The organism is Butyrivibrio sp. XB500-5, from assembly GCF_003625505.1.
Taxonomy (GTDB): domain Bacteria; phylum Bacillota; class Clostridia; order Lachnospirales; family Lachnospiraceae; genus Butyrivibrio.
Genome location: NZ_RAIS01000003.1, coordinates 18,031 through 43,950, shown reverse-complemented (window position 1 = coordinate 43,950; position 25,920 = coordinate 18,031). Strand labels below are relative to the sequence as shown.

25 protein-coding genes are annotated in these 25,920 nt (G+C 42.1%); 9 read left to right on the top strand and 16 right to left on the bottom strand.

Annotation, left to right across the window (positions count from 1 at the left end; translation table 11 throughout):
* Positions 1-82 precede the first annotated feature (82 nt).
* From D6856_RS06595 to D6856_RS06575, 5 genes are all read right to left on the bottom strand, one after another.
* Positions 83-1,630: a response regulator transcription factor gene (locus D6856_RS06595; protein ID WP_120686276.1), complete on the bottom strand. Its 1,548-nt coding sequence runs from the start codon at positions 1,628-1,630 to the stop codon at positions 83-85.
* The gene (locus D6856_RS06590; protein WP_120686275.1) at positions 1,630-2,925 is read right to left on the bottom strand and encodes a sensor histidine kinase; all 1,296 of its coding nucleotides are present in this window, start codon (positions 2,923-2,925) and stop codon (positions 1,630-1,632) included. The genes D6856_RS06595 and D6856_RS06590 overlap by 1 nt, the downstream gene beginning before the upstream one ends.
* A 152-nt stretch (positions 2,926-3,077) precedes the next feature.
* Positions 3,078-4,142 (bottom strand): butyrate kinase, encoded by a 1,065-nt coding sequence (gene buk / locus D6856_RS06585; protein WP_120686274.1) that lies wholly within the window; start codon positions 4,140-4,142, stop codon positions 3,078-3,080.
* Positions 4,143-4,231: 89 nt separating this feature from the next.
* The gene (gene ptb, locus D6856_RS06580; RefSeq protein ID WP_120686273.1) at positions 4,232-5,146 is read right to left on the bottom strand and encodes a phosphate butyryltransferase; all 915 of its coding nucleotides are present in this window, start codon (positions 5,144-5,146) and stop codon (positions 4,232-4,234) included.
* Positions 5,147-5,328: 182 nt separating this feature from the next.
* Positions 5,329-5,835 (bottom strand): acyl-CoA thioesterase, encoded by a 507-nt coding sequence (locus D6856_RS06575; protein WP_120686272.1) that lies wholly within the window; start codon positions 5,833-5,835, stop codon positions 5,329-5,331.
* A gap of 245 nt (positions 5,836-6,080) precedes the next feature.
* Here D6856_RS06575 and D6856_RS06570 point away from each other — a divergent pair, with 245 nt between their 5' ends.
* From D6856_RS06570 to D6856_RS06530, 9 genes are all read left to right on the top strand, one after another.
* A complete protein-coding gene (locus D6856_RS06570; protein ID WP_120686271.1) occupies positions 6,081-7,064 on the top strand; it encodes a PLP-dependent cysteine synthase family protein in 984 nt (327 codons plus the stop codon).
* Positions 7,065-7,084: 20 nt separating this feature from the next.
* Positions 7,085-8,119, top strand: coding sequence for an ABC transporter substrate-binding protein (locus tag D6856_RS06565; protein ID WP_120686270.1), 1,035 nt, complete (start codon positions 7,085-7,087; stop codon positions 8,117-8,119).
* Between the two features lie 11 nt (positions 8,120-8,130).
* Complete coding sequence (locus D6856_RS06560; protein ID WP_120686269.1) at positions 8,131-9,135, top strand: ABC transporter permease; 1,005 nt, start codon at positions 8,131-8,133, stop codon at positions 9,133-9,135.
* Positions 9,132-9,911, top strand: coding sequence for an ABC transporter ATP-binding protein (locus tag D6856_RS06555; protein WP_120686268.1), 780 nt, complete (start codon positions 9,132-9,134; stop codon positions 9,909-9,911). The genes D6856_RS06560 and D6856_RS06555 overlap by 4 nt, the downstream gene beginning before the upstream one ends.
* Positions 9,912-9,925: 14 nt before the next feature.
* Positions 9,926-10,318, top strand: a complete 393-nt coding sequence (locus D6856_RS06550) for a DUF4418 family protein (RefSeq protein ID WP_120686267.1) — start codon at positions 9,926-9,928, stop codon at positions 10,316-10,318.
* Complete coding sequence (locus D6856_RS06545; protein ID WP_120686266.1) at positions 10,315-11,520, top strand: ABC transporter permease; 1,206 nt, start codon at positions 10,315-10,317, stop codon at positions 11,518-11,520. Before D6856_RS06550 ends, D6856_RS06545 begins: the two co-directional genes overlap by 4 nt.
* A gap of 1 nt (position 11,521) precedes the next feature.
* Positions 11,522-12,157 (top strand): ABC transporter ATP-binding protein, encoded by a 636-nt coding sequence (locus tag D6856_RS06540; protein WP_158588850.1) that lies wholly within the window; start codon positions 11,522-11,524, stop codon positions 12,155-12,157.
* 9 nt (positions 12,158-12,166) lie between these two features.
* Positions 12,167-12,658, top strand: coding sequence for a GNAT family N-acetyltransferase (locus tag D6856_RS06535; RefSeq protein WP_199704125.1), 492 nt, complete (start codon positions 12,167-12,169; stop codon positions 12,656-12,658).
* A gap of 126 nt (positions 12,659-12,784) precedes the next feature.
* Positions 12,785-13,813 carry a glycosyltransferase family 2 protein gene (locus D6856_RS06530; RefSeq protein WP_120686263.1) on the top strand — a complete coding sequence of 343 codons (1,029 nt, stop codon included), beginning with the start codon at positions 12,785-12,787 and terminating at the stop codon, positions 13,811-13,813.
* A 36-nt stretch (positions 13,814-13,849) separates the two neighbouring features.
* Here the strand turns inward: D6856_RS06530 and D6856_RS06525 are convergent, their stop codons facing one another.
* From D6856_RS06525 to D6856_RS06475, 11 genes are all read right to left on the bottom strand, one after another.
* Positions 13,850-15,121, bottom strand: coding sequence for a hypothetical protein (locus D6856_RS06525; protein ID WP_120686262.1), 1,272 nt, complete (start codon positions 15,119-15,121; stop codon positions 13,850-13,852).
* Between the two features lie 31 nt (positions 15,122-15,152).
* Positions 15,153-16,388, bottom strand: coding sequence for an ATP-binding protein (locus tag D6856_RS06520; RefSeq protein WP_120686261.1), 1,236 nt, complete (start codon positions 16,386-16,388; stop codon positions 15,153-15,155).
* A gap of 54 nt (positions 16,389-16,442) precedes the next feature.
* Positions 16,443-16,688: an oligosaccharide flippase family protein gene (locus tag D6856_RS06515; RefSeq protein WP_120686260.1), complete on the bottom strand. Its 246-nt coding sequence runs from the start codon at positions 16,686-16,688 to the stop codon at positions 16,443-16,445.
* 13 nt (positions 16,689-16,701) lie between these two features.
* Complete coding sequence (locus tag D6856_RS06510) at positions 16,702-17,835, bottom strand: EpsG family protein (RefSeq protein ID WP_207667269.1); 1,134 nt, start codon at positions 17,833-17,835, stop codon at positions 16,702-16,704.
* Positions 17,836-17,908: 73 nt separating this feature from the next.
* A complete protein-coding gene (locus tag D6856_RS06505; RefSeq protein WP_120686258.1) occupies positions 17,909-18,541 on the bottom strand; it encodes a DUF1919 domain-containing protein in 633 nt (210 codons plus the stop codon).
* A 21-nt stretch (positions 18,542-18,562) separates the two neighbouring features.
* Positions 18,563-19,747 (bottom strand): glycosyltransferase family 4 protein, encoded by a 1,185-nt coding sequence (locus D6856_RS06500; protein ID WP_120686257.1) that lies wholly within the window; start codon positions 19,745-19,747, stop codon positions 18,563-18,565.
* Positions 19,725-20,912, bottom strand: a complete 1,188-nt coding sequence (locus tag D6856_RS06495) for a glycosyltransferase family 4 protein (protein ID WP_120686256.1) — start codon at positions 20,910-20,912, stop codon at positions 19,725-19,727. The genes D6856_RS06500 and D6856_RS06495 overlap by 23 nt, the downstream gene beginning before the upstream one ends.
* A 15-nt stretch (positions 20,913-20,927) precedes the next feature.
* Positions 20,928-21,848, bottom strand: coding sequence for a glycosyltransferase (locus D6856_RS06490; RefSeq protein ID WP_120686255.1), 921 nt, complete (start codon positions 21,846-21,848; stop codon positions 20,928-20,930).
* 31 nt (positions 21,849-21,879) lie between these two features.
* Positions 21,880-22,872, bottom strand: coding sequence for a glycosyltransferase family 8 protein (locus D6856_RS06485; RefSeq protein ID WP_120686254.1), 993 nt, complete (start codon positions 22,870-22,872; stop codon positions 21,880-21,882).
* Between the two features lie 142 nt (positions 22,873-23,014).
* Positions 23,015-25,090 carry a glycoside hydrolase family 36 protein gene (locus tag D6856_RS06480; RefSeq protein ID WP_120686253.1) on the bottom strand — a complete coding sequence of 692 codons (2,076 nt, stop codon included), beginning with the start codon at positions 25,088-25,090 and terminating at the stop codon, positions 23,015-23,017.
* 4 nt (positions 25,091-25,094) lie between these two features.
* The gene (locus D6856_RS06475; protein ID WP_092249759.1) at positions 25,095-25,919 is read right to left on the bottom strand and encodes a carbohydrate ABC transporter permease; all 825 of its coding nucleotides are present in this window, start codon (positions 25,917-25,919) and stop codon (positions 25,095-25,097) included.
* Position 25,920: the final 1 nt, after the last annotated feature.

Here is a 25,920-nt window from a genome sequence, read left to right as displayed (position 1 = left end):
TTCCGTTACACCGTAATTGTATGAAGGAACAAATAGTTCATAAAGGTAATAAAATATTAAAAAGAGTAAAAAATGGTTGCTATTATTTTCTCGTCTGTCCCGACTCCAGGATCAGCATTGCACAGTATTCTTTGGGCGTGATACCTTCATTCTTTTTAAAGCTCTTCCCAAAATAATTGGAATCGGAAAAACCAACTTCATAAGCAATCTCCTGAATGCTCATGCTCCCTTTCCTCATAAGCTCTTTTGCCTCATTGAGTCTGACGCTTGTAAGATATTCGGAGAAGCCCTTTTTCTCTATATTCTTAAAGCACTTGCTAAGATGACCGGCGCTTACCCCGTTGGCATCCGCAACTATCTGCAGATTGATCTGCTCCTTATAATGCTCATGAATATAGTCCTTAGCCCGTCGCACAACAATAACATTATGATTGATCATAACGTCGGGAGAGCGCTCTATAAGTTCATCCACAACCTGAGCCATGATTTTGTCTATATCGCAGCCCTCTTTTTCAAACTCGGCAACAAGTCTGTCCACGTCCTCATTTGTAATCCTTATTCCAAGCTTCCTGTTGAGTCCTCTCAAGATTACCATCAGTTGCTGTAGGTACGGATCTGACAGCTCTTTTTCGGAATATTCAGCCATCAGACTCATCCTAAGTTTGGAAAGCCACAAAAGAGCCTGCTCCCTGTTCCTGCTGGCTATGGCAAAGCTCGCTTTGTCCGTGATCTCAAGAACATTTCTGATATGGGCTATATCTTTTTCAAGACCGTTTTGAACCTCTCTGTCTCCGTAGGTTTTTATAAATCCCGAAGCCTCTTCAAATCCTTTGGCAGCTTCGGCGCTTTTGTATATTCCGCTTACTCCGCAGTATACCGTGCCTCTCCCCAAATCCTTCATGTAATTTCGGGTCTTTCCGATGCACTGGTTAAGCTCGATAAATGAGTCCTCATCCTCCGCAAACACATACACCACCATGAAATCAAAGAGCCTGCTTAGAAGTGTCTGCGTCCCACCGATATGAAAGATTCCCTTTACGATATCGCAGCCTTTTTCGTCGATTCTTTTTATTCCGTCATAATAGAAAACAACACACTTACACTGCGCTTCGCCGATCCCCCACAAAGACAGATCCTTGGCTATCTCCGTCTCATCTTTTTGCTTGAGGGCCAGCTCCCAAACTATATCCCTGTCTATATCTGCGGTTACCGCATCGATTATCTTGTCGGCAGATGATTTCTTATTGAATCCACCGATAGTCGCTATTATATTGTCGATCGTCTGGAACAGTTCTTTGTCCAGATAAGGCTTTACCAAAAAGTCTTTTACCCCAAGTCGCATAGCCTGCTTGGCATAGGAAAAATCGTCATAGGCAGAGACAATCACCACCTGAACATCAGGATTTGTCTCCACAAGCTGCTCCGTAACCTCTAGCCCATCGAGCCTTGGCATACGTATGTCAAAAAGACAGATCTCCGGCTTTAGCTCTTTTGCCTTTTCAAGAGCCTCCGCGCCATCTGCCGCAGCGTACACCACCTCAAGGACTCCTTCATAATTCTCTGAAAGCGCCTTGCGTAAGTAGTCTCTCTCATATTCTTCATCATCCGCGATAATAACTCTAATAGCCACTACTCAACCTCTTTATACAAATAAAGTGTAATCAGGGTTCCTTCGGAACTGCTCTCTATCTTCATGCAGTCATCTCTGTGGTAAAAAAAGCAAAGCCTCTCATATACGTTACTAAGACCGATCCTTTTCATCGGTACATGTCCCATGATATTGTTCACAATCGCTTCCGGAACTCCGCAGCCGTTGTCCTGCACCTGTACCCGGATCATATCAGCCTTTTCTTCAATGAATACATTGACCTGTCCGTCCGACGTAGTGTCTTTAAGCCCGTGCTGTATGGCATTCTCAACAAGAGGCTGAATGATAAGCGGCGGGATTCTTATCTCCTCATCCATGTATGACTTTCTGACATCAAGCTTGATGCTGATCCTGCCCTTGCAATGTATCTTTTGAATAAAAAGATATTTCTCAAGAAGTTCCAGTTCCTCATCCATGGTGATAGTATCATTGCCTACCGCAATGGATCTCCTAAGTAGCTGAGACGTAGCCTTAACAAGCCTTATGGCCGTGTCTCCCTCTCCCATCTGTATATTCCTGATGACAAGACTTAATGTGTTAAAAAGAAAATGCGGATTCATCTGCATCTGAAGCTCATGCATCTTTGCTTCTGCGATGTGGCGCTTCTGCATTTCGTTTTCAAGTCTGGTCCTCATGAAATCTCTGTATATGTTGGTATTTAGCATGAATGAAATTACAGTAATGACCACAAGGAAAATGTTTCCGACAATAAGTACTCTCTTTATATTTGCAGCATACTGCGAGAATCTCACACTGACGTAATCGATATAATACGTTGTCAGGAGATTTAAGTTTCTTTCTATCTGGAAATTTAGTTCTTCGATCTCACTTATGCTTACCCTGCCGTAGCTGACATATTCCTGCATAAGCTCCTGTCTGTGCTCAAGCATCTGATAAACTATCCTGTACATCATGATGCAGTTTCTGTCTGCCTTCATACTGTCCTTGGCGTTATCAAGCTCACTGAATATACTTGCATTGGCATTCTGAAATTCCGTAAGATCATCTTCACTACGGGATCGTGAATAGGTTAAGAACGCGGCCTTAGAATCATCGTAAGAGCCGACGATATTGTTGATTGACTTATAATCCTGCAGATAATCACTGTATCTGTTTATAAATCCGGCTGTTAAAAGAACATTGAATCCAACCAAAAAACACAGGCATAATGAAAAAAAGAAATAACTGAGACTGTATTTCTCCTTAACCTGTTTGTCGGATGCTTTCGCTATTTTTTTCTCCCTTGGTCCAACAATTTTTTTCAGAACTATTTTCATATCCCCACCAAGTGATGCATTTTGGGTTGATCATCACAAAATCCAATTACGGATTAAAGTATCTATATTTTATCACAATTACAGATTTTTCCTATGCAAAAAGCTGCCGCAGGAATAATTCCCGTGACAGCTTTTGATCATCATAAAATACCTCAATAAGTTTTTGCAGTTTCCTCACCGTTCATTACGCGGATAGCGCCCTGTGCAAGTGCAAGGAGCTCGTCCTCTCCGGGATAAACGGTTACGGGTGCGATCCACTCAACACGATCCTTGATCTTGTCTGTGATAACCTGTCCGTAAGCGATACCGCCTGTAAGGATGATCTGATCAACCTTACCCTTAAGAACTGTAGCGCAAGCGCCGATGTTCTTGCAGATCTGATAGATGAATGCGTCACGGATAAGATTTGCTTTCTTATCGCCCTCTTCGCACATCTTGTTAACTTCTCTCATATCGTTTGTTCCAAGGTAAGCGTTAAGTCCGCCGCCACCTACGATCTTCTTTTTCATCTCTTCGTATGTGAACTTACCTGAGAAGCAAAGATCAACGAGTGCCTTAGCGGGGATACCGTTAGCTCTCTCGGGTGAGAATGCACCGTCACCGTTAAGTGCTGCAAATACGTCTACCATCTTGCCGTTCTTGTGAACGCCTGTTGATGTACCGCCGCCCATGTGAACAACGATAACGCTGATGTCTTCATACTTCTTGCCAATCTCTTTTGCATATCTTCTGGCAACAGCCTTCTGGTTGAGAGGATGATCGATAGATACACGCTCAACTTCAGGAATACCTGAAATACGAGCAACCTCATCCATCTCGTCAACTACAACGGGATCAACGATGTATGAAGGAACACCGATCTCATCAGCGATCTCTCTTGCGAGGATACCGCCGAGATTAGATGCGTGCTGTCCCTGAACTCCCTTCTTGAGGTCCTCAAGAAGAGCGTCTGTACACTCATATGTGCCACCGGGAATGGGACGAAGAAGTCCGCCTCTTCCTACGATAACGTTAAAAGACTTAATGTCGATGTTTTCTTTCTTAAGGAAATCAAGAATGATGTTCTTACGGAAATCCTTCTGATCAATAATAGTTGCGTACTGATTGATCTCCTCAGTGCTGTGTCTTAAAGTTTCCTCTTTTACAAGAGTCTCATCCTCGAAGATGCCGACCTTTGTAGAAGTTGAACCGGGATTTATAATTAAACTTTTTATCATGGTCTTTTCCTTTCTTTTTCATAATGAACTTCCGCTCTCGGGACAAGCCCTCGCCGGAAGACGTTCGAACTAGATTCGAAAGAACCTCATCAAGTTCTCTCAGCGGCTACAACTGCAGCAAGTGCGATTGAGTTAACCTTAACCTCAACACTGTCAGATCTTGATGTAAGGATAACGGGTGCCTTTGTTCCTGTAAGGATGTTACCGTTCTTAACCTTGGCAAGTCTTACGATTGTCTTGTATGTAAGGTTACCTGCGTGGATATCAGGGAAAAGAAGGATATCGGCGTCACCGACGATCTTTCTGTCAAGAGCGCCTGCCTTGTGCTGAGCAGCCTCGGGATCGATAGCAAGATCCATTGAAAGAGGTCCGTCAACGATGCAGTTCTTGATCTCGCCTGCTTCGTTCATCTTTGTAAGCTCAGCAGCCTCAACTGTAACGGGCATCTTGGGATTAACAACCTCAACTGCTGCAAGAGGAGCAACCTTAGGGCAATCAACGCCGCAAGCTCTTGCTACATCTACTGTATATTCAATGATGACTTTTTTATCCTCAAGTGTCGGATAGGGCATGAATGCAACGTCTGTAAGGAAAAGAAGACGATCGATTCCGGGAATCTCAAACACGCATACGTGTGAAAGAGGACGACCTGTACGAAGACCAACTTCCTTATCAAGAACGCTCTTAAGGAAATCCTTGGACTCCAAAGCACCCTTCATGTAAATGTCAGCCTTGCCGTCATGTACAAGTGAAACCGCTGTACGAGCAGCCTCGATGGTATCCTTAACATCGATGATCTCGTAATCGTCAAGGTTCATTCCAACCTCTGCTGCCTTCTTCGCGATCTCATCCTTGTCACCAACGAGAATGGGTTCAACGATTCCTCTCTCCTTAGCCACCTTAACAGCCTCAAGTACGTGTGTGTCCTGCGCTACGGCAACAGACATCTTCTTGGTTGTCGCTGTCTTAAGCTTAGCCAAAATGTCATCAAAGTTCTTACTCATGATAAATAAACCTCCACATAATTTATATGATATGTAATATTCAAAGCCATATGTCAAAATTTTAACACTCAAAAGCGGCAAATGCAATAAGCGAACAACTTATTTGAGCGTAAAAAAAGGAAATGCCACTCATGGCATTTCCTCTCATGATTCTCACATAAACGCTATATCCCTTTACAATATCAGAATCCTTCCATTCTGCGTTGCTTGCGAAGTGCAATTCTCTTCTCGGCACCTTCCCACTCAGCTTTTTCGCTCTCGGTTTTTACATTGAGACCGTAAGGCACAAGCACAGGTGTGTCGTCATCGTCGATACACACTTCTGTAAAATAAGCCCTGTTGAGAACATGTCGCATTCCGTTGCGTCTGTCTTCGACATACGTATCAACTCTGACTTCCATTGAAGTCTTTCCGACATACGTAATCTTTCCGATGATAACGATTATATCGTCGAGCTTAGCTCCCTGCTTGAACTGCATGTTATCTACAGCAGCTGTCGCTACAGGATTTCCTGAATGTCTTAATGCAACCGTCCCCGCAACTTCATCGATCCACGACATGAGCTTGCCACCAAACAGCCTGTTCTCGCTATTGATGTCGCCGTACTTAACGACTCTGGTCCACTCTGTTATTGAGTCCTCCACATTCTTCTTGTCTATCTGATGATCTACATGAAATACTTTTGCCATATACCGTCCCTCCAATAATAATTAATTATACGCCATTACGAGCCAAAATGGTGTACTATTTATGCCGCTTTCGACGTTTTCTCGCATGATATAAGAAAATCTTATTGCAGCTGATAAATTTAATGAAATGGGCAACTCCGATTTTATGTGATAACATTTGAGCGAATTGAATCAGAGAAGCTGACTGGAAAACCAGAGGTATTAAACAATATCTCTGGTTTTTATTTTTTTGAAAGGAGCAACATATGAGTCGAATATACGAATCGATCACAGAACTCATAGGAAACACACCTCTCTTACGCTTGAACGGTTTTATCAAGCAAAAGCAGTTAGCTGCTGATATTTTGGGAAAGATCGAATACTACAATCCAAACCAAAGCATCAAAGACAGGATTGCACTTAGCATGATAGAAGCTGCGGAAAAAGACGGAAGTCTAAAGCCCGGAGGAACGATAGTCGAGGCAACAAGCGGAAATACAGGAATAGGACTTGCGGCTTTTGCAGCTATCAAAGGATATAAATCCCGCATCTATGTTCAGGACAACGTAAGTATCGAACGTTTTAAAGTAATGAAAGCTTTCGGGACAGAAGTCGCAAATATGAGCGATATTCCCGAAGTAAAAAAAGCATTGGATGAAAACCACAATGACTATGTCGCAGGATACGCCGCATTTTACAAAAAGTTATCAGCCGGCGACGACAACATATTCATCGTAAATCAGGACGCCAATCCTGCCAATCCGGATATCCATTACCGGACTACCGCCCCGGAGATCTGGAACGATACGGAAGGAAAAGTTGACATCGTTGTAGCTGCCGTAGGAACCGGCGGAACGATCACAGGTGTAGGCAAGTACCTCAAGTCTAAAAAGCCTGAAGTCAAGGTCATAGCAGTGCAGCCCGGTGAAGGATCTATCCCTTCGGAAAAAAATCCTCACCCGGAAGAGATTGCAGGCGTACATCCTTTTGAAGGTATACCAAAAGAGTTTGTTCCTTCAAATCTCGATCCCGCCTACTACGACGAGTGTTTCCCCGTAGAGACCGCGCAGGCATACGAAGCTGCCAGAGCAGTTGCAAAGACTGACGGCATCCTTATAGGTGCATCTTCGGGAGCGATACTCTACGCTGCGGAACAGATCGCAAGAAGACCGGAAAACAAAGGAAAGACGATCGTAGCAATATTCCCCGACACAGGACTTCGCTACCTTTCTACTAACCTATATCAATAATTTCAAGGGAGAAGATTTTTATGAAAAAGAAATTGATCGGAAAAAGATTATTCAGCATTGCCCTACTTCTAACGCTGACAGCATCTGCTTTAATTGGATGCGGAAAAAGTGCAGCGTCGGAAACACAATATAAATACGGAAAAATACAGCTTCCCGGAAAAGACGGAGCACTCTGCGGAGCGCCTACATATGTAGCCTATGAAAAAGGCTTTTTTGCCGAAGAAGGCTTTGACGTAGAGCTTATCTCTGCTGACTTCGAGACCAGAAAGATCGGACTCAACAACGGAACGATCCCCATGGTAAACGGTGACTTCCAGTTCTTCCCTTCTATCGAAGAAGGCGTCGGTGTTAAAGTCGTAGACGGTTTCCACAACGGATGTATCAAATTTGTGGTTCGCCCCGATTCCGATATCTCCAAAGCTGAAGACCTAAAAGGCAAGAAGATCGGTGTCGACGAGATCGGCGGAACACCTCATCAGGTTGCAAGCGTATGGGTTGAGCAGGCCGGAATATCTGCGCTTCAGGAAGACGGCGAAGTGACCTTCCTTCCCTATTCGGACGGCAACCTAGAGCTCGCAGCTCTTTTAAACGGAGATATTGATGTGGCGGCAATGTGGGATCCTCTCGGATCTATAGCAGAAAAAGAAGGCAAGGTAAAAGTTCTTTTTGATCTTTCTACCGATCCCGCTTTCGCAGGTAAATACTGCTGCTTCCTGTTTGCATCAAACAAGGTTCTTGAAAGTGAGCCCGAGAAGGTCGCAGCCCTCCTTCGTGCATACCACAAAGCTCAGGACTGGATAAGCAAGAACCCTGAGGAAGCCGTGGATCTCATTATCGAAGGAAAATACTCGCAGATCAGCGACAAAGATCTCGCTGTTTCTCTTATAAAGTCCTATGAATATCCGAGCGAAGAATCAAGAGCTGCCGGAGAACACAGCATCGAAGGTGATGTTAAGTACTTCTCCACCGCGCTCAACGAGATCGGATATCTCAAGACAGAATCAAGCGAATTCACTGAAAAGAATTACTACGCTGTTGACATCACTAAAGAATAAGGCGGTGAATCATGAAAAAGGATAAGAGTAAAAAAGGAAAATACATACTAACTGTTGCTTTCACGTGCTTGGGATTTGCAATCGCAATACTTGTAAATCTGCTTTTTCCACAGATAAGTGAAAACGTGAACTTTGCCAAATACAACGTCGGTGCTTTTGAACTTGACGGAAACGGACTTCTTAGGATCGTGCTCCTTGCTCTTATTGCAGGCTATGCCGTATTTGGGATCATCGACTATCACGATGAAGCAAGGAGGGCCGCCTACATAAACAAAGCAAGCTTTCGCTTTGTAATGGGTCTGCTCATCGGTCTTTTGGATATTACGGGCACCAAGCTAAAGGTCCTTCCGCAGCCCTTTTTTCCGGGACCTGCAGAGATCTTGAGCCCCTTTCTTGAGGAATTTGATTTTATCCTCACCAATACATTTTATTCATTGAGGCTCTATTTCTTTGGTTTCCTATTCGGAGTTCTTTTAGGAGTCGGAACAGGAATCCTTGTCGGATGGTTTGACAGAGTTTATTACTGGGTATATCCCGTTTTGAAGATCACAGGAGTTATTCCCGCAGTAGCGTGGATGCCATTTGCACTTACTCTTTTCCCTACTCCGTTTATATCGGCGGTGTTCCTTATCGTAATATGCGCATGGTTCCCCATAGCATCGCTTACGGCCGCAGGTATACAGAGCACTCCGAAAGCTCAATATGAAGCGGCCAGGATACTCGGCGGAAACGCGGTGTACCAGCTGTTCCATGTAGCCATACCACATGCGATGCCACAGATATTTACGGGAATATCCACAGCAAACGCATTTGCCTTCACCACTCTTGTCATGGCAGAGATGCTGGGACAGCCCGGTGGACTTGGATATTACATCAATCTGTCAAAAGTCTGGAGCGCGTACTACAAGGTATTTGCAGCTATCCTGATAATGGCAATCCTATTCAGCGCGATCCTAAAGCTGATAGGCAGACTTCAGGATCACGTACTTCGCTGGCAAAGGGGGATCGTTAAATGAGTGAATCTGTATTAACCATAGAAAACGTGAATAGATTGTATGACGACGGAGAGCGCCAAGTAGAAGCGTTAAAAGACATAAACCTTGAGCTAAAGCGCGGAGAATTCGTATCGATCATCGGGGCTTCAGGCTGCGGCAAGACCACACTTCTTAGGCTTATCGCCGGACTCGACAAGATCAATACCGGTTCGATCGTCTTCAACGGAGAACCCGTAAAAGAACCCAATTACAAACGCGGTTATATTTTCCAGCAACACAACCTGTTCCCTTGGCTTACCGTTGAGCAGAACGTTGCAGCCGGCTTGAAGGCCCGCCACGTTTTTAAAAAGAACAAAGATAAGATACAAAAATACATCGATCTGGTCGGAGTTACAGGATTTGAAAAATCCTACCCACACCAACTAAGTGGCGGAATGTCACAGCGTGTCGCGATCGCCAGAGCGCTCATAAACGAGCCTGAACTTCTGGTACTCGACGAACCCATGGGTGCCTTGGATTCTTTTACCCGAGCCGATATACAGGACAAGCTCCTCGAGATCAGAGCGGAAAAGAATCTGACCATGCTGCTGGTCACTCACGATGTGGACGAAGCGATCTACATGTCTGATCGCATTGTTATCATGACACCTCGCCCCGGCAAGATCAGTGAAATAATCGATGTGAACATACCACATCCCAGAAACAGAGGCGGCGCGGAGTTCCTTGCTCTAAGACGCTCACTTCTCGATAGGTTCGATCTGGCAAATGCCCATCCCGAGCCTGAATATATGATTTAAATTTGGAGGACATAATGAAAAATAAAGTAGCTGTTTCAATATTATTTGTTGTTTTAGGAATTTTGATCCTTTTGGCACCCACAGTCATCTTCCCGGTTTGCCCCGCGGACATGAAGATGCACTGCCAATATACCAAGCAAGCTGAGATCGGTATAGGAATCCTCATAGCAGTACTCGGCATAGTAGCATTTTTCTTCTCTGAAGAGATAAGAGCCGGCATCAGCATTGCAGTTGCAGGTATCGGTATCCTGGAGATAGCGATACCCACAAAGCTCATAGGTGTTTGCGGAAGCAACATGATGACTTGCCATTCCGCAACCCGCCCTCTGCTTGTGGTTTTGGGCGTGCTCACGATAATCGTTTCCGTAGCCAATTCAGTTTATTTATTGAAAGTTAAAAAAGCATGAGTTCAATACATGATTCTTTTCTGCTAAAAAGCCTGCAGAGAAAAAAGCAAAAAAACATCAGCCTGATCTTGCTGATCACTATACTCTCTTTTGTTATGATCGGCGGTTCACTCTTCATATTGGTATTGCACAACGGATTAAAGGGAATGCAGAAGCGTCTGGGAGCAGACATTATGGTGATTCCCTCCGAGTGCGAAAAAACAGCCGAGAGCCTTCTTATGGAGGGTTCTCGGGAATATTTTTATTTTGACGCATCAGTTGCAGACAATATCAAAAATATCGACGGTATCGATAAGCTCACCAAACAGTTTTACCTTGCCAGCCTGTCAGCGGATTGCTGTACAAGCAAAGTCGGGATCGTGGGCTATGATCCCGAGACTGACTTTATCATTCAGCCCTGGATAAAAGAAAAGGCAAAAGGCAAGATCGGTAAAGACAAAGCAGTTGTCGGAAGTCAGATCCAGGTTGAAAAAGACGACACCATAAGAATATTCGGACGCACATATTCAGTCGTTTACAGACTTGCTGAAACAGGCACCAGCCTTGATACTTCCGCTTACTTCACAATGGACACCGTCCCACAGCTCATTGAAGATGCTCAGAGTAAAGGTGTTGAATTTCTGGACTCACAGAAAAACGGAAATGCCATATCTTCAGTTTTCATAAAACTTAAGCCCGGTGTTACGGACAGTGACGTCGCGCGAGATATCAGACATGCGCAGGAAATTGATGTAGACATCCTGTATCCGGAGGCAATACTAAAATCTTTTTCCGAAAACACCGATCACCTTGCTTCAGTTGCGTACTTTGTACTGTTTGCGGTGTGGCTTGCAGTTGAGCTAATACTGCTCATAGCATTCTATATCTCATCAAGCGGACAAAAGAAGGAATACGCTCTCTTAAGAGTGCTCGGCCTGTCAAGAAAACAGCTCATAGGAATGATCATCAAGGAAAGCTTGCTCATAACACTGGCAGGCTTTGTTGTTGGAGGTTTTTTGTCTGCCATAACAGTATTTCCCTTCGGAAGATATCTTGCCAACAACTTACGGTTTGCTTATATAACACCCACAGTATTTGAGACCGTTCTGATATTTTTCTTCGGGCTTGCCGCATCGGTCCTTTCGGGAATTTTAGCTTCATCAATCCCGATCGCAAGAATATGTAAGCTTGATGAATACTCCGCTCTTCGCGAGGAGGAATAAAATGATCGGATTGGAAAACATATCAAAAAAATATACACGCGGAAGCAGAACCTTTGAGGTCTTTTCAAATTATGATCTCAAGGTCAACCGCAATGAACTCCTTGTTCTTTCAGGTCGTTCGGGAAGCGGAAAGAGCACTCTTTTGGCCCTCCTTGGCGGCTATCTGAAAGCAGATGAGGGAAAAGCTTTTTTTGAAGGAATAGATCTGTCTTCCCAAAAAGACGCTGAGCTCTCTCACCTTCACACAGAACGCATAGGTTATCTTCCGCAGAGCAATGTGATGGTTTCGGAGCTTACTGTTTTAGAAAATGTCATGCTAAAATCTTTGATATCGGGTGATCCATCAGATTCCGAGAAAGCTCTTTTGCTCCTGGATCTGTTTGGTATCGGTGATCTCGCGGACAGATTCCCACACGAATTGTCAGGTGGTGAACTTCGCAGAGTTTCGCTTGCCAGACTGTTCTTAAGTGACCCCGATCTGTATCTTGTCGATGAGCCCTCGGGCGGTCTTGATAAAGAGGCAACAAGAACAGTTATGGATTATCTAAAAGAGCGTGTGAACGACGGAAAGACTGTCGTTGTGGCGACACATGATGATATCGTCAAAGAATACGCCGACAGAATATTGGAAATATAAGGAATTGTCATGGAAAATTACAGTATCAGAAAAGCAACCATAAACGATTTGGACAGCATAAGCGAACTTGAAGCCACCTGCTTTCCTGCTGCCGAAGCGGCAAAAAAAGAATCATTTAAGTCTCGTCTTGATAAATACCCCGACTACTTTTTTCTTTTATTTATTTCAGGAAAGCTTGTAAGTATGGTAAACGGACTTGTAACTGATATTCCCGATCTCCAAGATGAAATGTATGATGACGCGGGCATGCACGATCCAAACGGTGCCTGGCAGATGATATTCGGAGTGGACACTCATCCGGACTATCAAAGAAACGGCTATGCAGAAGCCACTCTTAAAGCTTTCATAGAAAATACTCGAAAGGAAAACCGCAAGGGCGTTGTCCTAACCTGCAAAGACAAGCTTCTTCACTACTATGAGAAGTTCGGTTTTGTAAACGAAGGCATCTCCGATTCAACCCACGGCGACGTGACATGGTATCAGATGAGATTGAAATTCTAAGTACATGTACGATCCCTTCGTTCCCCCAAATAACTTGTCAATATAGGAACAAGATTGATAGAATATGAAAAGAAAAAGAGACCGGTGTTTCCATCAACCGGACAACACCACAGGGAAGGAACGAAAATGCCAGAGCCAAAGATCAGTGTGATCATACCGGTATATAATACCGCCAAATATATGGACGAATGCCTAAAAAGTGTGCTGTCACAGACCTTTAAAGGCTACGAAGTTCTCCTTGTAGACGACGGCTCAACCGACGGCGTCAGCGGCGCTCTCTGCGATGAATATGCGCAAAAAGACGACCGCATCAAAGTTCTTCACAAAGAAAACGGCGGCCTCATGAGCGCCTGGATCGCAGGCGTTGATATCGCGGCTGCGCCCTATCTTTGCTTTGTAGACAGCGACGACTGGATCGACACCGATATGCTTGAGAAGCTCTATGCGCACACCGACAGCTCTTTTGCGGACGCTGAAATAATAGCAGGAAATTATATCGTAGAAAAAGCGGGTGAAAGAAGGAAGGAAACGCAGGCAGCCAAGCCCGGCGAATACACGGGCGATGCACTTATCACGCTCAGGAACAGCCTTCTTGGCAACGAGGTCCGTCCCGTCACACTTTCACGCTGCATGAAGCTCATATCAAAAGAGCTGATTCAGGCCAACATCAAATATTGCAACACCGACATCGTCATGGGCGAAGACGTCAACATCATGATCCCATGCCTGTGCGACTGCAAAAGACTCTTCATCTTAGAGGATGCTCACTTTTATCACTACAGGCTGGTCGGAAGTTCGATGGCTCATGCTTTCAGCCCACAGCTTATCGACAACCTTAAGCTCAACGATAGCACCTTCAAAGCTATCTTTAAGGACAAGAATATCGAAAGCGGCGAGCTTCAGCTCAACAGAGAATTTGTTCTTATGCTCCTTGTTGCACTTAAGAACGCGCTGAGATCGGATTCTAGCGACACCGTCGGCATGATACGCGATATCTTTTTACAGGAAGATATAAGAAAAAAAGTAATGTCCACAGATGTAGACATTACTTCAAAAGCCAATAAATTGTTGTACGCTTGCTTAAAGCGCCCCAGCAGATTCATGCTCGGCGTAGCAAAGCTCATAATCAACTACTACGACAAAAAAACCAATTAAATACGTATCTTGAGCGCTCGGTCACCGGGCGCTTTTTTATTCCTTCGTCGGGATTATCGTTTCCGATACCGCAAGTACAACCGCCATGATAGTTCCCGCGAGATTTCTGAAAGTGAAGTACGCATGATCCATCGAATGCTCGCGCGCTCCGAAATACCACATGAACGGGATCAGCCCCACGAACAGGATCGGAAGCACGACCGCGTTGTTTATCTTGATGTTCTTTTTATTCCTGATTGCGATAACGACTGCTGCCACGATCGCGATGACAGCCGCAAGGAGAACAGGCTTTACAAACAAGATCCTGCAGTTTTCAAGCACCGTCGCGATAAAGCCGTAATGCACTTCGCCGTGTCCGCTTCGATAAACAACCTGCTCGAAACCTTCCAAAAGCGCATTCTCTTTTCCGCCCGAAATGATGGTTCCGACGATCCACTTCATTCCCCACATTCCGACATAGCCGACGCCCCAGAATACAAGGTAAGAGATGACCGCTAGTATTCCTTTTTTGGTGCCCGACAACAGCTCTTTTTTCTTAAGGATCATATAGGTCAAAAGAGGCAGCGCAAACGATACGATCGGATATGTCAAAAAGTCCACGTACACTACAGTCATTCCAATGATGAGGAAAAGGATCGGCGCGTCTTTCGTGATGTCGATCTTGTCATAGCAAAGGAGCACCGCAAGTAGCGCTATCAAAGTCACGTTCATTACTGCCGCGTATTGGAAGTTCATTGCGCAGCTCACCGGATTGATCGCAATGAGCGCAGCCGTAAGTGCAGCGCCAAGGCGCATGTCTCCAGTCTTTTTAAGAGCAAGCTGAAGCACGAGTGACATCATGATCAGTTCAAAAACAAAATTCAAAATGCGGACATTGTTAAGGCTCATAAGGAGCAAAAGAGGCTTCAGCGGCACAAGGTATCCGTGCCAGTATCTAACATAATTAAACTGAAAGCTCTCGCCGTCGTAGTCCGTAAGCTCGAGGTATGCGTCATTGTTCTGCCCAACGTAATCATGGTGCGGAACTATTGCCGCGTTGAGGAACGGATTCGCATCATCCGAAGGTCCCGGGAAGATCGCATTCGCAAGTATAAACGTCACGTCCGTGTAGTCATCAAGCAGCGTGTACTGATAGCCCACCGACCACTCGGGATTGCTGCTCATTCCCTCGTACTGCCCAAGCGAGTTCTTTACGTTCTCTCTAATCCTTCCCGTCGGAAGCGCATACACCGCCACCAGCGCCAAATATCCCAGCACCGTTCCGACAAGAAGCGTTAATATTGTTCGTTTTATAAGTGTTTTTGCCATATATTCAGAATTCTCCGTTACTGTATAAGAATCACACAAACCAGACAGGAAGCTGCCATATATTGTCTCTTAGCTTGCCCGGTGCAGGACATGAACATATAACCGCGCCCATTCCGCGTTTCTTCTCTTCTACCTTATCAAGGATCGTAAATGCGCTTGTCATCTCAGCATTCACCTTGCTGTTTTTCTTGATCTCGATCGGATACAATGTTCCGTTCTGCTCTATGATAAAGTCAATTTCCGACTCTTTGTTTGCCTGTTTATCCTTGCCTCTATAATAAGATACATAATACCTGTAATCAAAACCGGCATTTGAGTATGATTTCAAAATTTCTGAGATAACATAGGTCTCAAAAAATGCACCACTCATGGCTCCGTTAGCAAGTGTCTCAGGAGTGAGCCATCTGGTTAGATATGCAGCAAGTCCTGTGTCTCTGAAATAAAGTTTTGCCGTCTTAATGGTTCTTTTAAGTGCGGAAGCTTTGTAAGGCTCAAGAATGTATATTATTCCGGAAACCTCGAGGATTGAAATCCACTTCTTGATCGTGTCAGCATCTTTTCCCACTTCATCTGCGATATTGGAATAATTAAGAATCTCTCCGGTTCTGGAAGCGCATGCGATCATGAACCTTCTGAAAGAATCAAGATCCTGAACTGCCGACAACTCCCTTACATCTCGCTCCAAATAAGTCTTCACGTAACTAGCAAAAAACATCTGCCAGTCCATCTCCGGATTCTGAAGTTCCGGATATCCTCCTCTGTGAATCCTATCCCAAATATTGAAAACCGCTTTAGCCGTCTTGTTTCTGGTCTTCACATATTCTTCGGTAGGGATAAAAGGCTCAGCAAAAGAGTCTTTCTCTATCTCTCGTAGTGACAGCGGAGCAAGCTCGATTATGGAAACTCTTCCCGACAAAGAATCGGAAACGAGGTCCATAAGCTTAAACGGCTGCGAGCCCGATAAAACATACTTGCCTCTTTCATCATCCTTGTCGCACTCCATCTTGAGGTACCTGAAAAGATTCGGAACTCTTTGAACCTCATCCATGAAAATAGGCGGCTCATTGAGTGCCAAGAAGGTATTGGGATCGTCATTGGCCTGATCTTCCAGGAACTGATCATCAAAAGTCAGCATCTTTCTATCTGGAAAAACATTCTTGATCAGCGTAGATTTTCCCGTCTGCCTTGCCCCTGTCACCAAAATCGCTTTATATAGTTTTTCTGCTTTAAGAAGTATATTCTCTGCATGTCTGTGTATATATTCCATGATTACGCCCTCTAAAACAAAATATGACTAATTCCGATTCGGATTCGGAATTAGTCATATTATAACATTTTGATCAGTATTTTTCAATGTTATAAGTTTAACTCCATAGGTCGAAATTCCAAGTGCAGCCAAAGTAGTAAAGTATTTCACGTTGTTTTGCGCCGCAGCTACCATGCCAATACTTTCAGCTTTAAGTACTCTTGCAATATACATCGATATTACAAGAGGAAAGAGGATATTCATAAGCTTATAAAGTGTATTATATATAGAATTTTTTACCAAAGATTTTTTATTATCCACTTATCGCACCTTACTACTGCCAGAAAAACAGATATGGTACCGTTCCTGTCATTCTAGCATTTAGCTTCAGATTTGAATTCATCATTATAAACGCTACTGCAGTAATACCATAAATAAAAATAATAATAATACGTCTTATAAATGGATTGTAGATTTTCTTTAACACCCTTCCCAAAAGCACATATTCAAACGGCATAAAGTACTGAGTGAATCTGGAAAAAACAGGCAACGAAAACGCCAAAATTTTTGCCATGACTACAATCAAAATCGAATACATTAAGAAATCATTTGAATAATTTCCGCAAAAAGATACCTTTCTAAAATATCGCTTCTCCCAATTTCCCGGTTTGATTGTCACCACAATCCTCCATCCCATTAACAATACTCCCGCAAAAACGAAAGTCATCAGATACGGAACAAACGAATATATACCAGACATTGTATATTTTGATTCTTTTAATAATTGTGATGAAAAATACGCATACTGTTTAGCATAAATACTGCTACTTTCGAGAATAATTCCAATCTGCTCCATTACCCAATCAAAGATTCCGTCTGAAAAGAATAGAAGTCCGCCCATAACAGTTGAAACAACAAAGATAGTTTTATTGAATTTGATATTTCTCATGATCAAAAAAACCACCCCAACTACCGCAGAATAATGCATGCTCATAGCAAGGAGTAATAAAACTATAAAAGACAGATATCTTACTAACATTGGAAGCTTGGAATAAAGTATCTCCGTTGCTATAAGCAGAAAACATACTGCCAGAATCTGCCTAAGTATTACCATACTTTGAAACCAATGATTCATCGTGACAAACAAAAAGATAGAAAGCGGAAGATCATCACAATTCTTATACATAAAAACCACAAACACTCCGATAACAAAAAGGGAGTGTACTGCTATCATAATCTGCGGATTATCCGTTATAATTCCGACTAGTTTATAAAATGTCAGAAAGCCGGGTTCGTACCTGGTTTTGACTCCGAAAATGTATTTCCACGGCAAGTGATGATACTTTATAAAATTACCATAGTACTGAAAATGCAGATCATTACCAACGGTATATTTTCGAAGCGCCTGTATCCCACCAAGCAAAATAAAAGAAAAGATAGCATACCACCTTTTTCTTTCTTGTGACATCCATGGTTTTAATATGAAACTGAACAACATGATCAGAGCTAATGTCAATATGTATATTTGCATGTTACTCCCGCTATTTCCTTTTATTCAACCATTCAACAAAATCAAACTGATCTATATTTCTTGCAATAGATATTTTGTTTTTGAAATGCGTCATCACAGGGACAAATTCTTCATCTTCATGTCCTTTGATACAAAAAGATGATCTTAGTTCTTCGTATGGAACGTGCGTAAATAAAACTTTATTTGCAAAAGGAAGTTCATCATATTCCTTCATAACCTCATATGAACAATCATTTCTGTCATTCATAACAAAAAAAAGATTGTTGAAATCAATTCTTTTCTTTCTGACATTCCATTTTTCTTGCGCTTCTTCTACAGATTTGTAATGAACCAAATGTAATCTGATTCCACCTTCTCCAAGTTCAGCAACAGGATACGGAGCATCATCTTCTACTTCAATCATAGGGCGATCGATCCAGTACGAAATATCTCTACAAAATGTAATAAAATCTCCGGCGTTAAAAAACATATTGATAGTAGGTGATTTAAATTCCATCCCCAACTCTTTGTATACCATTCCGCCGGTACAATCTGACGAAATAATAGTAACATTACGATTATTCAGTCTTTGTCGTTTCCCGGACAGAATAATTCTATCTCGCAAATATAATCTTAATTGCTTATAAATGTCTTTAATTATCATAACCGAATAACCTTACCCATTCTATTCAACAAGAATGCTATCCATTACTTCTATATAGTGTTCTGCAAATGCTTTTTCATTAAAAGACTTATTATACAGTTTAAGATTTTTTTCAGAGATTCTTTTTAGCGAATCCTTTGGTATAGACATCAACTTCTCAATTATCTCAACACATTCCGCATCATCTTCAAACAGCCTCACTCCTTCTTCATTAACAAAAGTCTTGTTTCCTCCTGTCTTTGAAGCAACGACTACTTTTCCCAATGATAAAGCCTCCAAAAGAACAATATCAAAATATGTCTCCTTGTTCGGCAAGACAAAAATATCAGACGCATTTATCAGATCCTGCGGATAATCCGTCCATCCTATTTCTATCCATCTATCATTCTTAAGTCCTTTAATGGGGCTTTCCAGTCCTCCAATCAAAAAGTATACATCTTTATATCTATTAAGAATAATCTCCCCTATACGCAATAAACGATCATATCCTTTAGCTTCGTTATGCCTACCGACAAATCCAATAACAAACGCACCTTCCGGTATGTTATATTCATCCCTGATTCTTTGCCTTGAGGATCTTACCTCTCTTTTTTGTACCCCTGTAAAGAGATATCTATAATACTGATTCTTCTCCCTCTTAATATCCTTATAATCAGACCACGCTTTTAAATAATACTCATCTGCATATTCACAAGGCAGCACAATATAGTCTGCACGCAAAAAAGCATATTTATCCGATTTCATCAGTGTTTTCTCGATAGAACGATCTATTAACTTCATAATACCCATCTTCCCAACTAATTCTTGATATAACGGTTCCGGGGAATGGGGCGTAAGAACAACTTTACCTTTATATTTACCAATGTGATCACGCATACTATAAAGATCCATAGTTGTATGAAAATGAACAGCACCATAGCTATCCAAATCTATTGAAAAGTTTTTTTTGCTTGCAATATCATTCTTTGTCTTGAAGTAATGCTTGATTGCATTGTAGGTTTTCGAATTTATCAGTTTTTTTACTACATGATTTTTCTTAAGCTTTTCTTTTCTACTTCTTTCCGTATTTTCTTTCGGAAGAAAATCTATCTGCAAGTCAGATGATTTAACCTGATCAATCCCTTCTTTCAAATTAAAGAGGTAACCGGCAGGTCCTCCAATAGGTTTAAGATAATCACTTGGTTTAAATATTAATACTTTTTTCATCTTGATTACCACATTCAAATAAACTGATCAAAGATTTTTCTAACTTTTCGACAGCCTGGTCTATGCGACAATTATGTTTGGCAAACTCTTTGCCGGCCATAGCGATATCATTTAGTAATTTGCTATCTGCACACAGTTTATCCATAGTCCTACTAAAACTCTTATTATTTACCGTAATGCCTCCCGGCAATTCTCTCGCGTTTCCTACGTCTAAACTGATGAATGGTGTCCCAAGCGCCATCGCCTCAATTAATGATATCGAATATGCTTCCCATCTACTTCCGCAAAGATAAAGAGTAGCATTTTTTATCAAATTCGGAATGTATTTTCTTTCAATTCCATAAAGAAATTGAACCTCTCTCTCTCCGTACTTCTTATCAAGTTTCCTTTTTAAGCGCTTTAACCTTTCAACATATTTATTTGTTGATGATCCACAAAAGCACATTGCATAATCTCTGCCGGCCTCGGATTTATAATATTCAGAAAGAATATAAAGCTGATTTTTGACATGATTATAATTAGCAACACTTATAAAATACTTTCCAGAGATATATGGTTCTTTTCCGGCTTTATCATCAAAAAAAACATCTTCTGCAGCATTACCTATAATAACGTTCTTTCCACAATAGTACCTTTCAAGATATTGCACGTCTTTATTATATTTAGTAAGGCTGATTATCATATCAAATGTATTGATATGACGCGGGACAAAATATTTATAATATTTATTCCAAGTAAAATAATTTACTGTATTTCCAAGTGTATGAAACAGATCACCTTTCCACTTTATCGAAGTCAGATATAACCCCTCGAAATCATGTGTATGAAGAACTATCTTTGCTTTTTTATTCTCTAGCACATCAAACAAACAATCCGCCGTAGGGGTTTGAAGCGATACCACAATGATCACATCACTGTTGTCTTCCGCTACCATGTTTTTAAATCTATCAATCTCACCTACAGGCTTTTTAAAACGATTATAACGAATACTAAAAGATTCTATACTCACTCCATTATATGAATTAGGCTTAGTTTCTTTTCGTATCGCAGTATATACTTTTACAGAATGTCCCTTCTTAACTAAGCCTTCTGCAAGATATTGCGTTACAACCGAAATACCGTTTTTTGCCAGATAATCATTAAATACAATAAATAAAACTTTCACTTTGTCCCCTCAAAACTATACTGTTAGCTTCTTCATAAAAAAAATAAAATAAAGATTCTTTAAGACTTTCCCTCTACATACTTTATTAACAAGTGCCGAATATGCAATCACAAAACAACTGAGTAACCCTTTTTTCTTTTTGGCTGCTTCGAATCGGGTATATTGATCACAAAACTTAGAATCTCCACACAATCTATTAAGATAATCCAGGTAGTCAGATTCAGAAAAACAATTACCTTTCCTGTTAATATCAATACAATATCTTGCACTAATGCCCTGAATCATAGATTTACTGCTCGTTGTATTTCCTTGAGATATTCTGTAAAACAAAAGTGGTTCCAAAATATAATGAAATATAGCTCCACTTTCTTTCATTCTTATCCAAAGATCTAAATCTTGACCTGCTAAATAATTGTTATATCCCCCAACTTTATCAAATGCCTCTTTTCTAAACATAACAGATGGATGAATCATAACCGTACCATATCTTATGCTTTTCATAAGCATCTGATCATTCTTTGGAACAGAATTCTTTGTGCTTATTACCTCTCCCTTCTCATTAATTCTTTTGACCGCAGAACAAACAAGATCAATATCGGGATGAGCAATCAAATAATCATACTGAATCCTTATTCTATCTATTTCACATATATCATCAGCATCCATTCTGGCTATATATTCCCCGGATGAATAAGCTATTGCTTTATTCAATGACTTCGCCAACCCGATATTACTGTCATTTCTTAATACACATATTCGATTATCTATACTCTCGTACTCTCTTAAGATATCCAAAAGCTCTGTGTTTTGAGGATTATCAATTACAACTATAATTTCTATATCAGGGAAAGTCTGATTCACAAGTGAATCCATTGCTTCTCTGACATATTCTTCATTTTCATTATATGTACTCATCACCACAGATACTTGTTTCATATACAAATCATCCCTTTAACTGACCATTCTCTTATTTGATCAAATACTTTAATGGTTTAATATACGCATGAATAAACCCGGTAAACTCAATACGAATTGGCTTTGGCAAACACATCACCATATTCCTTGCTATTTTCTTTTTTACGCTTCTATTATCCTTTGAAAGATTTAGCTCACGCCACGGAGATTTTTCTTTATAAGCATTCCATTTTCCCGAAAAAGGATGATTGCAATCGATTACCCATGGTCTATTATCCAAGTATGTTGAGGTAAAATGCACAATGCGTGGATCATTTAATGCTTCCTGCCTTTGAGATTCAGTATATGTAAAATATGACTTTCTATATTTCTTAAGCTCCTTCTCTGTGAAATATACTGTCAGGGACGTTATATTATACTTGGGTTCCAATCTGATTATATTTTTTGAAAGGACACCATTGAGCACAGATTCATCAGCATATTCCAATTTACCGTTATACTTTTGTACAAAAACCGTAGCCTTTTGATCAATATCAAGCGACCTCCACTTAACCATGTCGATCAAAAACATCCCCGCATTATAATAATTATCCTCTTTACTTAGTCCAATCGCCTTCTTATGAAGACTCCCCATTGCTTCGCAAACTCCGGCCCCAACAAAATCCCCCTCTAGTTTAACATTCCATAACTCTTTCAGATTTCCTAAAATCAGTGTGTCACAATCAATATAAAGCAGCCTGTCTATATCCGGATAATCCTTAAATACTTCCTGTAGAAAAACCCTGGAAAAAACATTTTCAATCCACCAATGCAATTCAATCCTTTCGCCTAAAAAGGGTTTTAAATTAGGCTTGGGAATGAATATAATCTCCCTACCATACTCATTTACAATTTGTACTAATTTTGATTTATTATAATCATCAACACCATCTTCTATAATATAAAAAGTTATATTATCCGCATCTTGGTTATTATCCATTAGAGACAATATACTTATCCCTGCGATATAAGCATAATTATTATCACAAAGATACATCACCTTCATTCAGCTTCCTCCAACACCTAATAATGCGCTAATTAACACCATTAATTATACCCCACATATTGTACTTTTGTCATAGCTAAAGGCGCAGATTTTGTGCCAATCTGCGCCTTGCCATTCATTATCATGTTTTCATAAGATCCGGTTAATCAAGAAGCACCGCGACGGCATCAAAAGAATCACCGGCCTCAAATTCCAGCATGAGCTTTGATGCGGCGATAGTTATCTTATGGTCGCCGGTCTCGTATTTATCCGCGATCTCATATTTGTTTTCAAGAGGAAGCTCTATCTTTTGCAATCCCTCGTGTTTAAATGAGTGCACGATGACAAGCGCCTTTCCGTTTTGTCCGTAGCGCACGCTCGCCTGATAGTCCTTCAGATTCCTGTTGGAATTCTGGAACGGTCCGAATCTATGCGTGAATCCGTCAGCGATAATGGGAGAAGCCTTTTTGTAGAAACCAACTCCGCGTAGCGCAAGCTCCCACTGTTCTTTATCAAGGTCAAAAACATCTCCCGAAATGCACAGTACGCCGTACATTCCCGCGCACACGGAATACGCTATCCTTTTAAGCTCATCGTCCTTTCTAAGAACCGCCCATATCTGGCTCTTTTGCGCAAGTACAAGCTTCTGAAGATCCGCAGCTATTACCGGAATCTCTTTTTCTTCATGCGCATCGGAAAAAGACAGATAATCCGCCGTTTCCATAAATGCGGGCACAAGCCTGTGACCGCCTGAAGAGCAGACTTCTATCGCGATATCGGGCACACTTTCTCTTATCTTTTTATAAAAATCCAAAGTCGCAAGAGCGCATGCTCTAAGGCCCTCGCCATAGCTCTCCGCGCCGTCGCATCCGATTCCGATCGTATCGTTGTAATCTATCTTGATGTATTTAAAGTTGTTGTCATTAAGGAAATCGACGACCTTGCCCGTAAGATATGATATAACCCATGAGCTTCTCATATCCCAGAATCTGCGCGTCCCGGACACGATAACCTTTCCGTCTCTTGTAAGAAGATGTGCACTGTCATCCGCCATATCGGAATCCTTGCCCACAACCTCAAGCTCAAACCAGATGCCCGCCTTCATGCCGGCAGCCGTTATCATGTCGACAGCTTTTTTTATTCCATGGGGAAAAAGATCCTTCGCAACATTCCAGTCTCCCATGTTATCCTGCCATCCTTTTACGGAATCGGCGTACCAGCCCGCATCTATAACAAAGTATTCGAAATCCTTTCCCTTTATCACATCCAAAAGCTTTCCGATAACTTCCTCGCCGGGCTCTCCCCATGTGGTGCAATACTCGTTAAATATTGCCGGAAGCTCATAAACTCTCTGCCCCGAAAGAAGCTTATTCCTCTGAATATCTAAAAGCCTGTCACATGCAGAATCAAAGTCGCTCCTTGCCGCAGTCACATATGCTTCGGGCGATACAAAGCTCTCTCCCGCTCTCAATGTCTTTCTCCAGTGCCCGAATTCAAAGTCCGCAATTCCCGCGCTTATGCTAAGTCCCTTATCAATCCTGACAGCTTCTATCTGCCACGACGCCGGCGTAGCAAGAGACAGCGCCCATATAACCCGCGACTTCTTATCTTCAACCGCTGCAAACGGGAAGTATCCGCGCACGGGCATAGATCCGATTGCACCGAACTTCTCGCATCTTACTCCGAAATTTGCCCATGAAGGTTCCAGCAAAAGATCTTCGACAGTCCTCTCTTCATGCCTGCCCTCTTCACTCCAGCGGCTTCTGAATCTGTGAAGTGTCAGCCGCTCTCGTCCCTCATCTTCCGTGTATGGCGTAAGCGCGCTTATATTCACAGAAGAAAGAGCTTCTATCGTGATCTCTTTTTCCGAATTATTTATAACTTCCGTAAAAACGCGTACACTACGACAGGCATGCGGTGCGATCACCACATGCCTTGCCTTGATTCCGTTACTGTTTTCAATTATCGTTTCAATTGTTTTTCCTTCACTCGTCTCTTTTACATCCTGAGATACGAACTTCATCGACATTGTTAGGGCGCTGTTATGCCTTGTTTCTCCCGCCGCAAAACCAATCGATGTCGCATCGCCCGTGCAGGAAATCTGCACAAGCGAATCAGGTTTTATCTTGTACAAAAAGAGCTCGCCTCCGACCGCAGGCACTATCGTAAACGAAACCTGCCCGGAATCGTCGATCATATAGATCGCATCCATATCATTAAGTGGTTTTCTTGTTATCATCTTTTTAAAGCTTTCCGCCCGATGTGGCGATTCCCTCAATAAACTGTTTCTGGAAGAAAATGTAAATTACGATCATCGGAACGCAGGAAATAAGCGCCGCCATCATAAGCTCCGGATATTTCTGCGAATACTGACCGTTCATCTTGGCAAGCGCGCTTGCAAGCGTTGTCGCCCTGTTATCGGGACAAACGATCATTGACCACATAAGATCCTTATACGCAAACACCGCCGTGAATATACCAAGCGCAACCATCGCAGACTTGGTAAGCGGAGCCATTATGTAAAAGAATGTCCTTGGAATATTACATCCGTCGAGTCTCGCCGCTTCTTCAAGGTCTCTTGGAAGCTGCATGTATGCCTGACGCAAAAGAAATGTTCCAAACGCGGACACGATACCCGGAAATACAAGTCCCCAGATAGTATTTGTAAGATGAAGCTTACTTACCATAACGTACTGCGGAATTATGAATATCTGCACAGGAATCATCATCTGGAAAAGAACCAGCGCAAACATAATATTTTTCCCCTTAAAATTCAGCCTTGCAAACGCATATCCGCTGAGGGTTGCCGTCAAAACCGCACAGAGAATTCTAAGTGCCATCATTCCAAGCGTATTGGCATAGAGTCTCACAAAGTCCATTGCCTTTATTACGTTTCCGAAGTTCTGAGTCTGCCACACGCTCGGCACAATAACGAAAGGATCAAGCTGCATCGTCTCCGCGGTTGTCTTAAACGCAGTTAAGAACATCCACAAAAACGGCACAAGCATCGTAAACGAGACGGCTATAAGTATGAAATACATAACTATCGTAGATATTTTCTTTTTCATG

Bases quoted from the DNA above. Each gene is read 5' to 3' on its own strand.
- D6856_RS06590 (WP_120686275.1), bottom strand. From the start codon at position 2,925: ATGAAAATAGTTCTGAAAAAAATTGTTGGACCAAGGGAGAAAAAAATA.
- buk (WP_120686274.1), bottom strand. From the start codon at position 4,142: ATGATAAAAAGTTTAATTATAAATCCCGGTTCAACTTCTACAAAGGTC.
- ptb (WP_120686273.1), bottom strand. From the start codon at position 5,146: ATGAGTAAGAACTTTGATGACATTTTGGCTAAGCTTAAGACAGCGACA.
- D6856_RS06575 (WP_120686272.1), bottom strand. From the start codon at position 5,835: ATGGCAAAAGTATTTCATGTAGATCATCAGATAGACAAGAAGAATGTG.
- D6856_RS06570 (WP_120686271.1), top strand. From the start codon at position 6,081: ATGAGTCGAATATACGAATCGATCACAGAACTCATAGGAAACACACCT.
- D6856_RS06565 (WP_120686270.1), top strand. From the start codon at position 7,085: ATGAAAAAGAAATTGATCGGAAAAAGATTATTCAGCATTGCCCTACTT.
- D6856_RS06560 (WP_120686269.1), top strand. From the start codon at position 8,131: ATGAAAAAGGATAAGAGTAAAAAAGGAAAATACATACTAACTGTTGCT.
- D6856_RS06555 (WP_120686268.1), top strand. From the start codon at position 9,132: ATGAGTGAATCTGTATTAACCATAGAAAACGTGAATAGATTGTATGAC.
- D6856_RS06550 (WP_120686267.1), top strand. From the start codon at position 9,926: ATGAAAAATAAAGTAGCTGTTTCAATATTATTTGTTGTTTTAGGAATT.
- D6856_RS06545 (WP_120686266.1), top strand. From the start codon at position 10,315: ATGAGTTCAATACATGATTCTTTTCTGCTAAAAAGCCTGCAGAGAAAA.
- D6856_RS06540 (WP_158588850.1), top strand. From the start codon at position 11,522: ATGATCGGATTGGAAAACATATCAAAAAAATATACACGCGGAAGCAGA.
- D6856_RS06535 (WP_199704125.1), top strand. From the start codon at position 12,167: ATGGAAAATTACAGTATCAGAAAAGCAACCATAAACGATTTGGACAGC.
- D6856_RS06530 (WP_120686263.1), top strand. From the start codon at position 12,785: ATGCCAGAGCCAAAGATCAGTGTGATCATACCGGTATATAATACCGCC.
- D6856_RS06525 (WP_120686262.1), bottom strand. From the start codon at position 15,121: ATGGCAAAAACACTTATAAAACGAACAATATTAACGCTTCTTGTCGGA.
- D6856_RS06520 (WP_120686261.1), bottom strand. From the start codon at position 16,388: ATGGAATATATACACAGACATGCAGAGAATATACTTCTTAAAGCAGAA.
- D6856_RS06510 (WP_207667269.1), bottom strand. From the start codon at position 17,835: ATGTCACAAGAAAGAAAAAGGTGGTATGCTATCTTTTCTTTTATTTTG.
- D6856_RS06505 (WP_120686258.1), bottom strand. From the start codon at position 18,541: ATGATAATTAAAGACATTTATAAGCAATTAAGATTATATTTGCGAGAT.
- D6856_RS06500 (WP_120686257.1), bottom strand. From the start codon at position 19,747: ATGAAAAAAGTATTAATATTTAAACCAAGTGATTATCTTAAACCTATT.
- D6856_RS06490 (WP_120686255.1), bottom strand. From the start codon at position 21,848: ATGAAACAAGTATCTGTGGTGATGAGTACATATAATGAAAATGAAGAA.
- D6856_RS06485 (WP_120686254.1), bottom strand. From the start codon at position 22,872: ATGAAGGTGATGTATCTTTGTGATAATAATTATGCTTATATCGCAGGG.
- D6856_RS06480 (WP_120686253.1), bottom strand. From the start codon at position 25,090: ATGATAACAAGAAAACCACTTAATGATATGGATGCGATCTATATGATC.
- D6856_RS06475 (WP_092249759.1), bottom strand. From the start codon at position 25,919: ATGAAAAAGAAAATATCTACGATAGTTATGTATTTCATACTTATAGCC.